8 protein-coding genes and 1 pseudogene are annotated in these 13,187 nt (G+C 42.3%); 2 read left to right on the top strand and 7 right to left on the bottom strand.

Features of this window, described 5'->3' with window-relative positions:
• The first annotated feature begins 19 nt into the window (after nt 1–19).
• Nucleotides 20–379 carry a hypothetical protein gene (locus NBH15_RS15295; protein WP_250823000.1) on the top strand — a complete coding sequence of 120 codons (360 nt, stop codon included), beginning with the start codon at nt 20–22 and terminating at the stop codon, nt 377–379.
• 157 nt (nt 380–536) lie between these two features.
• A complete protein-coding gene (locus NBH15_RS15290) occupies nt 537–2,087 on the top strand; it encodes a right-handed parallel beta-helix repeat-containing protein (protein WP_250822999.1) in 1,551 nt (516 codons plus the stop codon).
• Nucleotides 2,088–2,174: 87 nt separating this feature from the next.
• Here NBH15_RS15290 and NBH15_RS15285 read toward each other — a convergent pair whose 3' ends face one another.
• The 7 genes and pseudogenes from NBH15_RS15285 to NBH15_RS15255 form a co-directional block, all read right to left on the bottom strand.
• Nucleotides 2,175–3,038, bottom strand: coding sequence for a sialate O-acetylesterase (locus NBH15_RS15285; protein WP_250822998.1), 864 nt, complete (start codon nt 3,036–3,038; stop codon nt 2,175–2,177).
• Between the two features lie 10 nt (nt 3,039–3,048).
• Complete coding sequence (locus NBH15_RS15280) at nt 3,049–4,635, bottom strand: sulfatase (protein ID WP_250822997.1); 1,587 nt, start codon at nt 4,633–4,635, stop codon at nt 3,049–3,051.
• Between the two features lie 30 nt (nt 4,636–4,665).
• A complete protein-coding gene (locus tag NBH15_RS15275; protein WP_250822996.1) occupies nt 4,666–6,063 on the bottom strand; it encodes an alpha-L-fucosidase in 1,398 nt (465 codons plus the stop codon).
• A gap of 42 nt (nt 6,064–6,105) precedes the next feature.
• Nucleotides 6,106–7,590 (bottom strand): sulfatase, encoded by a 1,485-nt coding sequence (locus NBH15_RS15270; protein WP_250822995.1) that lies wholly within the window; start codon nt 7,588–7,590, stop codon nt 6,106–6,108.
• A 12-nt stretch (nt 7,591–7,602) separates the two neighbouring features.
• The gene (locus NBH15_RS15265) at nt 7,603–8,523 is read right to left on the bottom strand and encodes an endonuclease/exonuclease/phosphatase family protein (protein ID WP_158579654.1); all 921 of its coding nucleotides are present in this window, start codon (nt 8,521–8,523) and stop codon (nt 7,603–7,605) included.
• An 8-nt stretch (nt 8,524–8,531) separates the two neighbouring features.
• Nucleotides 8,532–10,559, bottom strand: coding sequence for a glycoside hydrolase family protein (locus NBH15_RS15260; RefSeq protein WP_122326703.1), 2,028 nt, complete (start codon nt 10,557–10,559; stop codon nt 8,532–8,534).
• A 1,015-nt stretch (nt 10,560–11,574) separates the two neighbouring features.
• A pseudogene (locus tag NBH15_RS15255) lies at nt 11,575–13,095 on the bottom strand (sulfatase); the annotation flags it as partial.
• Nucleotides 13,096–13,187 lie beyond the last annotated feature (92 nt).

Below are 13,187 nucleotides of genomic sequence, written 5' to 3'. Positions count from 1 at the left end.
ATAAAAACGTAAAAAAGTAATGAATATGAATCTTAAAATGTTTTCAGTTATAAGCTGTTTGTTGATCTTGCTCTTTTCTTGCCGACAAGAAACTATCTTATATGTAGATCAGTCAACAAAAACAACATCCAATGCCAACGGAAGTATTGAGTCTCCTTTTCGGGACGTTGAATCAGCCTTAAACGCAGTCCATAAAATACGCGAAAAAGACGGAACGCAACAAATTAAAATTATTTTCCGCAAAGGCACATATTTTTTCGATAAAGGATTCCTTATCGAACCTGGTAATTACGGCCTATCCAGAAGAAAGTGTTATTTTTTCGGGAGGAAAACCGATACCGGTAAATCTTATCCGACAATCCAGGATTGGAAACAATGAAGTACAAGTTATCGATTTAAAAAAAGCAGGTATCCATGACTACGGTAAAATTAAAAATACCGGCTTTTCTAGACCATTTTTCAACTCGTGGGGAGAATTATTTGTAAACAATAAACCCATGTACCTCTCCAGATGGCCTAACAAAGGAATGATCCGAATGGGCAAAATTATCGATGAAGGCGCCATTCCTCGTAATAATGATTTCAGCAATCGTGGTGCAATTATGGAATATGACTCCCTACGAATATCATCCTGGGAGTTTACCGACGATATGTGGATTAGTGGTTATTTCAAATATGGATATGCCGACGATGCATTGAGAATCGCCTGCCTGGATAAAGAAAAAAAGACAATCTCCACCGACGGACCTACTTTATACGGATTCTACTCCGGTTATCCCTGGAATAAATGGTTTGCTTTTAATATAAAGGAGGAGACAGATGAACCAGGCGAGTATTTTCTTGAACGAACTACTGGAAAACTTTATTTCATCTCACCGGATTCTGAAATCGGTTCATTACATTTAAGTATTTTGGAAGAACCGTTCTTTGACATCTGGAAAGCCGAAAACATACAGATAAAGAATATTACTTTTGAATATTCAAGGAGCACAATCCTTTCTCTTTGCGAAACAGAAAATGTTTGTATCAGTGGCTGTACTTTCAGAAACTCAGGAGATTTAGGTGTAATTATCGGAAACGGAATCAGTCCGTTCAAAGAGTATTTACATGAAGGTAACGGGAAACCAATACGCGGCACTGCCGGAAGCTTGCAACAACATCTTTACACCAATCAGACTTTTAACCGACAAGGTGGACATAACAACCGAATAGACCATTGCATTTTTTATAATCTGGGAGCTGGCGGAGTATCTATGGGAGGAGGTGACAGGAAAACATTGCAAGCCGGAAACAACATTGTAAGCAATTGTCTTTTTCATACTAATAACCGTATTGCAAAATCTTACCGTCCTGCAGTACATATAACAGGAGTCGGAAACCAAATCGTACATTGTGAAATGTATGATTCACCGAGTATGGCAATCCTGATGCATGGAAATAACCATTTGATTGAAAATAATTACATTCACGATGTTTGTCTGGAAGTAGAAGATCAAGGTGCTTTTTATTATGGTCGTAATCCTTCCGAATGCGGGACAATAATACGAAACAACCTGTTTGCCAATATCCCCGACACTTATAGTACCTGTGCTGTCTATCACGATGACGGAGCCGGTGGATTAACTGTGGAAAATAATATTTTCTACCTGGCTGGAAAATATGCAGCCCTGATAGGAGGTGGATCCGATAATACTTATAAAAACAATCTTTTCATCAACGGACAAATCGGGATTCACGTTGACAATCGGTTACAGAATTGGGGTAAATCATTGATTACCCATGACGGACTATTTGAAAAACGACTGAAAGAAGTTAATTATCAAAAGGAACCTTATTCTACCGCCTATCCGTACCTGAAAGATTACATTCCTAACGACAGCTTACCAAAACGAAATAAGATTACCGGTAATCAATTCATCAATATCGGGAAGACATCCGATAATCCTCATCTGCTTATCTGGGGAAATAATACGGTAAAAAAGGATACTCTCGAAATAAACTCCTATTCAATGGAGATACTTTTAAAAGAATTATCGGATAAAAATTATTGGACAACCAATAGCTCCGTACCAATAGGCATACTTTAAATCTCAACCATTATAAAATCAAATATTAACCAATGCAAAAATACAGGGTAGATATATTCTATTCTCCCCTGTATTTTTTTTTGCTTCTTATTTTAACTTTTGATAAATAGCATCTGCAAACCGTTCACCCAATGTCAGAATACCATAGGTTCCTAAATGTACATCATCTTTGGGCATCGGTGTTTTATAATCGTTACACCTCATTTGTAAGTCATCAGCAGGAATTAGCAAGGCATTCTTTATCGACAGTTCAGAGCCGGAACCTTCGTCTATTGCAGCCTGGGCCTCTTTCACTAACTCACGACCGGTAAAACGCGGAGCAGCCAAAGGCATAACCGTCCCATAAACAAACAACATATCCTCACAGCCAAACTCTTTCCGTACTTGTTCTATAAAATTCTTCAGATTCGGACCATACCGGCGGGATTGATCCATACCGGCGATATCACGGGCATCCGCTTCTCCCTGTTGCCAGACCATCGCCCTGATAATGGGACGATATCCTTGCTTCTTCAGATCAACAAGTGCATTCTTTACAGTCTCGACAAACTTTACATATTCCTCTCCCCGAACATCCCCCGGACGGTTACCCGGATTCCATTGTTTATACAGATTAGAGCCGGACAAAGCATGTTTTATCAATGCGATACGACGTTCGGGATATAATGATTGCAACTTTGTACCCAGACTCAGCTCCACCCCGAACTTATCTCTTGTTTCAGATGCCTGGCACAAAGCCGTCCACTGTCCACCGCCTTCCCCCTGATTGAGAAAACGGGAATAATAAAACCAAACCGTTGTATCCACCTTAAAAATAGCCGGAATATTCCTGACGTATCCTTGCCCCGTTGCATTCGACTGCCCACCGATTAAAAAAACATCTACCTCTTGGGCGGAAAGAGACAAGACCACTACCCAAACAGACAAAAAGAATAAAACGAACCTTCTCATAACTCTCATATTAATCAATTACTTTACTATCCCACCATGTCTTATTCGGTTCAAAGCCCGGAGAAAGTTGCTGCTTGCGTTCTTTTTCCAATCTCAACAAGTTATCGGTCTGCACTCTCTTTTTATAAGCGGCTTCTTTGACCGGATCATATTGAGAGTCAGGTGTCGGATATTTGGCTCCGGCTTCTGTCAGCCATACGGATAACTTCTGACTCAAAAACTCCACTTTATCCGGATATTGGGCATTCAACGGTTCCGATTCCGTTTCATCTATCTTCAGATTATACAGTTCGTTTCTCCCGTCTTCATAATAATGAATCAGTTTCCAATCGCCGTCACGAATTACGGAAGAGGGTTCACCACCTTGGTTCCCGTAATGAGGATAATGCCAATACAGTGCCCTCGATGGAAGTTCTGAACCTTCCAATACAGGTATCAGACTCCGCCCATCAACATGTTGCTCCGGCAATAACGGCAAACCGGCATACTCAAGGATAGTTGGATAAAAGTCTGTACCGATAACAGGAACATCGGTCGTTGTTCCGTGAAGCGGACAGTCCGGATCTTGGATAATAAACGGAACACGCAAGCCCCCTTCCCATTGACGGCCTTTTCCACCACGCAACGGCAAACACGATGTCGAATAATTATCACCGGAAGATACACCTCCATTATCACCTGTGAAAATAATCAATGTATTTTCCATCAGTCCCAATTCTTCCAGTTTATCCAATACCACGCCTACCGCGTCATCCATCTGTTTGATCAAACCGGCATAAATCGGATTATCCTGTCTCTGCCGAACCGGTAATGTGCGGTCTACCTTAAAACCTTCCGGAGCTATCCCCATCGAGTCGGCTTTATTCCGAAAGTAATTCCAGTTTTCTTCCGTGGTCTGGATAGGACCGTGCACGGCATAAAAAGACAAATAAGCGAAGAAAGGCTGCTTTTTGTTTTTCTTCGTTTGTTCTCCTATAAATTTAGAAGTCTCTTGTGCCAACCTCATGGAAAGATTTTCACCTTTCGGGCCATCCGGCAATTTAGGATTCTTATAAGGAGAGAAGTAACCGCCGACAGGGCTACCGGCTTCGAAACCACCTATATTGATTTCAAAGCCATGATCTTCCGGAGTAGATCCTTCTCCTCCGATATGCCACTTACCTGCCATAAAGGTTTTATAACCATGTTGTTTTAATGTTTCCGGCAATGTCTGTTCTTCCTGGGACATTTTCCAGGCATACTCAGCCGGAAGCAGTTTGGAATGGCGGCCCATTTTACGCCATGCCTCTCCCGAAGCTTCTCCGATCCAGTTGGTGATACCGTGGCGGGCTGGCGATTTACCGGTCATGATACTGGCACGTGACGGGCTGGACACCTGGCAGGCAGCATAGCCCTGGGTAAACATCACTCCCTGCCGGGCAATCCGGTCGATATTCGGGGTTTCGTAAAACCGACTGCCCCCACAGGAGGTATCATTCCAACCGTAATCGTCTACAAGAATAAACAAGACATTACGAGGTTTCTCTTTGGCTTGCATAACAGATGCCGACAGAAGCCCGGCACCTGTACAACACAAAACGAATAAATTGTTTTTCATGACATTTATTATATTTTTCAAAATAAGACGTTAGTATGAATAAACGGAAAAACCGGCAATGACAGGAAGATCCAACGACTCTCCGATTTGTAACCTGAGAGCAGAAACCTCTACGGGCTCTATCTCTTCGATCCGTTTATGTCCGATACAACTTCCCGTAGCCAATGTTTTCCATTTCCCGTTCACTTTTCCTTCCACCTTATAGCTACGGACACGTTCGCCTTGGCGGATGTCTTCTGCAAGGACAATGGTATTGATCTTTGTCGTTGCAGGCAATTTCAACTGCAAACGTTTCCCTTCTCCTTGGGTTGTGGCTACGGGATTCCCGAAACGACGTTGTATTTCTTCACCAAACTCTTTCAGGCGAGCCACATCCACATCCGGAAGCAATCCCCTGTCATCCGGTGTTACTCCCAGAATCAATGTCGAATTACGACCAACCGACCCATTGTACATCTTCATCAGATGCTCCAACGGAAAGACATGCGCGTCGTCTCCCGGTTCCCAAAACCACTCATGCCGTCCGTTATAACCTCTCAACGGGGCATCCGACATGGCAGGCATATAGTATTTACCTTCCGGATCACCTGTTTTCAACAACTTAAAATTATCCTTGAAGATTATATCCTGGCTTTTGGAATGAGAATAAGGAAATGGAAATGTTCCCCAGCAAGGATAAGAAACCATTCCCGATTCGGAACCTCCCCAGCGGATATCTGCACGCTGGCTGTTGTGATAGAAGATTATATTCTTCTGGTATTTCTCTACGATCGGCAGAATATCCGCACCTCCCAACTCTGGGCCATGACCGCCACCGTCGTACCAAACGATAGCCAAGTCACCATAACGCGACATCAACTCTTCCGTCATACCTTCACACATTTTATTATAGAAGGCCTGCCGGTTTTCCTGAAATTTAGTCCCATCTTTAGGCATCATGAAATCATGTACCCCCAAAAAAGAGTTCCAACGGATACCGATATAGATACCCGGCCGAACGCCATATTTCCGGCAAGAATTGACGAAATCACGTACAATATCCCCCTTGCCGTCCTTCCACTTCAAAGCTTTCATGCAATACGGGTTCACATCCGACTGGTAAAGGGCAAAACCGGTTTCATGGGTTGCCGTAAGAATGGCAATCTTTGCACCCATTGCCTTTACCGAACGAATCCACTGATCCGTATCCAACTGTTCCGGGTTGAATATATTTATATCCGGAATCGGGGTGATACGGTTGTAAGCCTGATTATATCTAACTCCGTCAAACACATGCAGGTCGTAATGGAAAACAGCCACAAGTTCCGCATCTTGCCATACCAACTGAGCCGGGGTCGGCAACGGAAGGACTGTTTTCTCTTTCTTTGCCTGCCCGCCCACCGGTATTAATAGGGCAAACAGCAGGAACAATAATCCGATTTTTTTCATTTCTTTGATTAATCTATTTTAGTAACACAAATCCAATAAAAATCAAGGCAACTCCAAAGGTTCATTTGTTGACTTCGACAAGGGGATGGAGGCATTCACCGATTGCAGGTATTCACGCAACTCTTTCCGCAAAGCCTCCGCTTTCGCCGGTTCCTTTTCTATCAGATCGGTCATTTCACCTATATCCTCTTTCAGGTTAAATAACTCCGCCCGTTGGTCGGCATAATGCCAGATCAGTTTCCAATTCCCTTTACGGATGACACTATACGGGTCGTTTATGTCATAAATATGCGGATAATGCCAAAAGAAAGACCGGTTCTTGTCCATAGACTTCTTCCCTTTCAATAAAGGAGAGATATCACGACCGTCTACCGTTTTCATATTCTCTGCCAACTCCGTTGCCGAAGCCAAAGATAAAATAGTGGGATAAATATCTTCTATGATAACCGGAGCGTCACAAACCGACCCCGCCTTCGTCATACCCGGTACCTTTAGCAACATCGGCACACGGATACCGCCTTCGTAAGGCGTTATCTTATGTCCCCTGAGCGGGGGATATTTTTTAGCTTGGCGCGGTTGCCCGTTGTCCGACATAAATATGATTATCGTATTGTCTTCAATCCCCAAACGGCGGACATGTTGCATCAGGTCGCCCAAAGACTTATCCATGCTTTCCAACATAGAGGCATAAATAGCTTCGAAATCCGTCAAACCCATCTGCTTGTATTTATCCAGAAAACGGCTGTCTTCTTCCCACGGGGCATGAATAGCATAGTGGGACATATAAAGATAAAACGGCTTTTTCTCATCTACCGCCTTTTCCATTTCACGGGTAGCCTCCAAAGTCAGTGCTTCGGTGAGATTGATATCTTTCCCGTGATACTTCTCCAGTCCCGGCACATTCCATTCAGCTCCCCCATTCCGGAAAGCGGCACTGAAGTTACGCATCCCGTGATAACTGCCCGGTCCTCCGGCTGCATGCCCTGCTATATTGACATCGAATCCCAGGTTCAACGGTTCTTCGCCCGGTGTCCCGATAGCCCCCCAATGGGCTTTCCCGACATGTATCGTTTTATAACCTGCCTTTTTTAAGACGGAAGGCAGTGTTTCACGCACATATAAAGTATGTTTAACGCCGGGTTCCATGGACATGCCGTTTACGTTCCATTCCGAAACGGCCACCTCTTCATTCTTTGTATGCCGGTCGGGAGATTTATCCTTAAACAATGTCCAGTTCGTCACTTTATGCCGGGCAGCATTCTGCCCGGTCATCAAACTTATGCGGCTAGGTGAAGACAGAGGACAAGCATACGCTTGGGTAAACTTTACTCCCTGCAACTCCAGACGCTCCATATTGGGCGTATTGTAATGGTTGTTCAACCAAGTTCTTTCCGTATGGAAGGCGACAGAGGTCTCCTGCCATCCCATATCATCTACCAGAAAGAAGATGATATTAGGCTTCTCCTGAGCCATCAAAGGGGAAACTCCCATCATCGAAAACATCAATCTTGTGCAAATTTTCTTCATATTTTATCTTGTTTATCTTTTATACATCAGATCTATACCTACCGGATAATGATCCGACAAATAATCCGTATCTTCTTCATTATAAATAAACGCATCTGTCACCTCTTTGGCAATCAAAGGCGTTGCAAGTATAAAATCTAACCGTTCACCTACTCGTTTTCGGACTTCTTGATGTCGAGACAAATACATCAATATAGCAGTTGGAAATGTTGTTCGCTTATCTTCGGGAACATAACGTCGGCAAACATCAATGAATGGCAATGACAAAAGTCTTGAAATAACAGAATAATCAAAATTTCCATCCAATAAATTATGACTTTGTTTTCCTCCGTATTTCATTAACAACTCAATAGCATTCGCTTCCATATAATCTGCATCAAATGGAGAATGTGCATTCATATCTCCCATCAAAAAGCATTTATCTAATGCCTTTTCTTTTATATATTGAACAATAAACCCAGCTTCTGCACGACGTTTATCTGTATCTCCCGGATTCAAATGAGTAACCAAAATATCATATCCATAAGTTTCCACATGCAATAAACCATGTCCACAGTTTTCTAGCAATTTTGCTTTAAGATTTATCGGTTTTTTTGAAGTAATCCCGACCGGATAACCATCCTCCTTCAATATAACAGCATAAGGGTGTCCCCATTGTTGTGCCATTACCAATAAACTTTCTTGAGTAAAGCCACACAATTCCTGTAATGCTAATATCTCAGGATCTTGTTTTCTGATCCATTCCACAAAACGGTTCTGACGGTCTTTGTCTTTTTTCCAATCAAAACCATTAAACACATTGTATGAAATAATCCTTATTTTTTCATACCCTTGTTCCCAATGCCGCTCATAAGTCCGTTGAATTTCATTTTGAGCTTTTAGTGATATTCCCAAAAAGATATTTAAAAAAAAGATACAAATGATATTTTTCATAAACATAATTATTTCAATTTCAACACATGTACAATTGTATGATCATCTCCATTCATGTTGAAGCCGGAAGGGACATACAACCAGGCAGGTTCTCCATTTTCCATTAACGCCTGCGGGCGTTCAAATTTAGGCATTTTTCCATAAATACCTTTCGCATTTTTCAATCGGTCTTTCCCTACATAATATTCGAACGGATAAAAACCGGCTTCTTTTCTGTCAAAAGTAATGCCGTCATCCGAACTCCACAAGATACCTCCTCCTTCATTCAGTATACCATGGTTGTCGGTAGTCAGTAAACAGATCTTGTCTTTCCAGATAAAGGCATATCCGTCTTCTATGGCTAAATTGTTACGGGTGACAGGTTCGGGATACATCACATAGGGACCTTCGATATGTTCAGCAAAAGCGACCCCCATTTTAGCTTTATTCGATTTGAAGTAAAGCAAGTATCCCCCTTTGGGGTGTACCAGCAGGGCGGGATTGACAACACCGTTACCGGCATTATTAGTCCAATGATCCGGGTTAGAAGAGGGAGAAAGGATACAACCATCTTTTCCAACCTTCTTCCACGGACCGTTCAAGTTATCAGCTATCAACATGCCTATCTTTTGATTTTTAGGATGAGGCGGTTGTTTGTAATTATCGTTAGAAATGTAGAGTAAAGCATATTTGTCTCCCACTTTATGGATGGCCGGGTTATGTATGCCGCATTTATCCCAAGTTTTTTTCCCTGTCCCGGTAAGCACGACATTCAAAAAGCGAAAAGGACCTTCCGGTTTATCGGCTATGTAATGAGCTATTTCGCTATGCGAACGCCACCCGGGATCGAACTTGTGCTCTATTTTCCAACGGGTAGCAAACAGATGTATCTTACCGTCTTCACCTTTAATGGGCGATGAGCCCCATACGTGGTAACCGGGTTCGTCAATGGCTATCCCTCGAAACTCCCATCGGTCAGCCAAAACCTTCTGTTTCTCTTTTGGCTCCGTTAATTTAAAGAATACGATAAATGCATCATTTCCTTTCTTGACACCGAAACTAAGCAACGTCGGTACTCCGTTTTCCACATACACAAAAGGACGTTCCATCCGGTCCACTTTCATGACTGTACCATCTTTCAACGGGACTTCTTTTTTACAGACCTCGTAATGTTTAGCTTTTTGCCAGTTGACACCGTCTTCAGAAGTTATCAATCCGATAAAATTACCTCCATGCGCATGAAAAATGGCATAATAGCGTTTCCTGTTTTTGTCGTACCACATGGATACATCTTCGGTGGGTATATCGGCAAAAGCCGGTTTATCTTCCAATCGGAATGGACCGGTAGGACTATCGGAAGTTCCTATCGCCTGTATTAAACGAGGTTTACTGGATTTTACATCGTCACCTTTAATAATCAGGTAATACTTACTATCTTCTCCCCGACATATTGCGGGATTGACCGTTACGGTTCCGATAGGACCGTGAGGTTCTATCATAGGTTTGTCCATTCTTTCCCAAGGCCCTTCCAGCGATTGTGCCATAGCGACACCAGTCCGTTGATTAGAACGCAACAAAGGCCAGTATTTGTGTGAATATCCTGTTTTAGCAGCTTCGACCAGATCGTTTTCCGACAACTTTTCTTTACCGGTATTGGTGGAAGTATAATACATATAATAATTATCGTCGAATTTCTTTACTTTTACATTATGGGCCGTGACACTATCCCAATATCCTTTTCGGGCTTTCAGGACGGTTTTGCCCATTCTGTAAGGTCCCTCCGGTTTGGAAGCTGTAGCATGTGCTATTTCAGAGTGTGTCAACCAAGAGTAAAAACCGATGGATTTAGGCCATCGTGAATAGAACAGATGGTAAGTTCCGTCATCGTCTTTGATGATAGAATTACACCAGTTATAGTACGTGGAATCATGCACGAACAACGCTGGGTCGGCAGGTTGTATCATGGCCGACAGGTTGAGGTCGTCGGTTGATTGGGCAAAAGCCGAGATGTTTAGCATAGAAGCTAAAATAGTTAATATCAGATATTTTCTTTTCATGGTAGAGATGAATTTGTTTTTATTGTTTTAAAGGAACTATCACTATATAAGCATCGTTATCTTTTTTTACGGCAAGCGATAAAGCTATAGGCTTGTTATTTTCGTTGAAAACAAAAGGACGTTCCATCCTATCGGGAAGGATATCCGGATTTCCTCCGGTTTGGGCGATACGTTTGTTCATGACTGTAAAATCGATGGCCTTTTGCCAATTTACTCCATTGATTGATGTCATCATTCCTATATAAGTGTGCGCATGAAAAATGGCATAAAAACGTGCAGAAAACTGGTCGTACCACATAGACACATCTTCGGTATCCCAATCTTGGATAACAGGTTCTGGCTGTATCTTAAAATCACGGTCCGGATAATCAGAGACAGCAACAGCCTGGTTACGTTCAAATTTAGTAGAACCAGGCTTATCTCCTTTGATAATAAGATAATAACGCTTATCAGGGCCTTGAGTGATAGCCGGATTTACAACTAACGTTTCGATGGGACCGTTTGGTTCCAACAATGGTTCTTTGTTTATGATCCATTTTCCATTTAAAGAAGAAGCTGAAGCGACGAATGTACGTTGATTGACACGTAAAGGTTTCCAATTCGGATGAGAGTATCCTGTCCGGGCTGTTTCTGTCATTTCTTTGTCTGTTACATCACGTTCCATTTTTGTACTACAAAAATAGAGATAATATTTCCCATTAAAATATTTAATTTTAGGGTTGTGGGCGGTTATCATATCTCCGGCTTTGTATTGCTTTTTATCCAGATCGATAACCGTATTCACATATTTGTAAGGTCCTTCCGGGCGGTCGGCTATCGCATGGGCTACTTTAGAATGTGTCAACCAAGCATTAAATGTTTTCGAACGTTCCCAACGAGAATAAAACAGATGATACTTTCCATCGTCCCCTTTTATAATAGAACTGCACCAGTTATAATAATCAGGATCGCGGAAGATGTTATCTTCGCTGACAGGAGTTGTTTTGTCAGATAGCGTTACTTCTGCTTTAACCGTTTCATCTGGCCAAAGAGCTTCTCGTCCGGTTTCTTTAAAATAAGGCCGTTGTGCATTCACTTCGCGTAAATAAGTACCTAACTCTTTGGATAACGTTTCAACCAATTCAGGTTCTTGTCCGGCCAAATTATATTTTTCACCGATATCTTTCCTAATATTGAACAGCTCTTTCCGAGCATCTTCATAATAATAAATCAGTTTCCAGTCGCCTTTACGTATGGTACAAGTAGCCCCGATACCTGGTCCTGTTGGTCCCCAATTATTTGGAAAATTCCAATAAAGCGATCTACCTATACTAGGGTTAGGCCCTTTTCTTGTGAGCAAAGGAACAAAACTTCTTCCGTCTATCGTTTGCGGGACATCGGGAGTTTTAAGTTGTGCCATTTCCAACAAAGTAGGATAAAAGTCTTCTATGATCAGATAATCGTCGCAACATGTCCCAGGTTTGACAACTCCCGGCCATGAAACAATCATCGGTTCACGGATACCCCCCTCATAGGCCGAACCTTTGCCACTGTTGAGCGGGCGATTATGGGTATGTAATTTCCCTCCCAAGGCGTTAGTCGCACTCAATCCTCCGTTGTCTGACATAAAAAGAATGATGGTATTTTCGTCCAAATTATTCTTTTCCAAATAATCCATCAAATCACCTAAACTTTTATCCATACCTTCCACCAATGCTGCGTAGGCAGCTTCTTTTTCATCAAGACCCAGATCTAAGTATTTCTGGTAGAAACGTTTATCTTTTGCAACCGGAACATGCACTGCATAGTGTGACATGTACAGGAAAAATGGTTTTTCCTGTTCCCGTTTATCCAACTGATCGATAGCTTCACGCGTAAGAGCTTCTGTCAAGAAAACATCGGTTCCATGATATTTTTCAAGGCCGGGAACTCCCCACACGCTTTTCTTGCCATCAACCAGTTTGTTCCCATAATTTTCTTCAGCGAGATAAGAACCGGGACCTCCGCAGGCATGTCCGGCGATATTCACATCAAATCCGATGGCAAGCGGATTCTCCGCAGGTGTACCGATGGCCCCGAAATGAGCTTTTCCGCAATGAATGGTATAGTATCCACCATCTTTTAATGCTTGTGCAAGTGATAAAGCATAACAAGTTCTTTCTGTTTCTTTAACTGGAGAAAGACCATTTACATTCCAATCCGGATAACCCAACAAATGATGTTTACTGTCTACCTCCTGATTCTTATAAAGTGTCCAATTAGTTACTCTATGTCGGGCAGCATTCATACCTGTGAATAAACTCACCCGCGAAGGGGAACTTACACTGCAAGCATAAGCCGAGGTAAACTTCATTCCTTGTTTAGCCAGCCGTTCCATATTAGGAGTATGGTAACGGCGGTTCAATTCGGTTTGTTCTTTCCAAAAAGGCAGCGAAGTATCTTGCCATCCCATGTCATCTACTAAAAAAAGGACGATATTGGGTTGTTTTTGTTGTGCTTCCATGCTTATACTTCCGGCAAGGAGAAGGGAAGTGGTTATAAAGGAACATTTGTTCATAATAAAACGATGTTTAATTGAATGTTTGATGTGTATTTTGTAACGAACCTCGTTACAGCCCTATAACGAGGTTCGTTAAGGAGCGGTAACTC

The organism is Parabacteroides caeci (assembly GCF_023656795.1).
GTDB classification, from domain to species: Bacteria; Bacteroidota; Bacteroidia; order Bacteroidales; family Tannerellaceae; genus Parabacteroides; species Parabacteroides segnis.
The sequence above is the reverse complement of the archived record's forward strand: the minus strand, read 5'-3'. Positions and strand labels throughout refer to the sequence as shown.